The sequence below is a fragment of the Dellaglioa sp. CoH-55-MRSF-7 genome (genome assembly GCF_056782235.1).
Map to the genome: position 1 here is coordinate 1 of NZ_JBXAYI010000081.1, position 395 is coordinate 395.

General features: G+C 53.2%; 1 protein-coding gene. It reads right to left on the bottom strand.

Going from position 1 to position 395, the window contains the following annotated elements:
* Positions 1 to 131 precede the first annotated feature (131 nt).
* On the bottom strand, positions 132 to 350 hold the full coding sequence (locus AC1RPU_RS07955; protein ID WP_289856636.1) for a hypothetical protein: 219 nt from the start codon (positions 348 to 350) through the stop codon (positions 132 to 134).
* Between the last annotated feature and the right edge of the window lie 45 nt (positions 351 to 395).

Consider the following 395-nt stretch of genomic DNA (forward strand, 5'->3'; position numbering starts at 1 on the left):
GCAATGCGTGAATGGTGAGCCGATGAACGCCGTTATAGAGTACCATTGTGTAATCCGTTCTGTGTTGAACGTGAGACAAATAGTAACGGGGCCGCGCGGCCCCGTCAATAGTACCCGACTAAATTTTGTGGTTATTCCCCGTCTTGCGCCGCCCGGTCGCAAACCGCCTGTGCATATTTTTCGTTTTCTTTCCATGCGCGCTCGATGGTGTCGTCGGCGTCCGGGCCCGGCTTCACGACACCCAAAACCATATCAAAAAGGATATCGTCGGTTTCGGCCCCAGCCTTAAACGTGAATCCGTATTCAAGGCGGTTATTGGCAAGTGCGCAAATGTAGGTTTCGAAAATCATGGCTTGTCCTCAGCGGGGCCCGTAGGCCCCTTCGTGAGTAGGTTA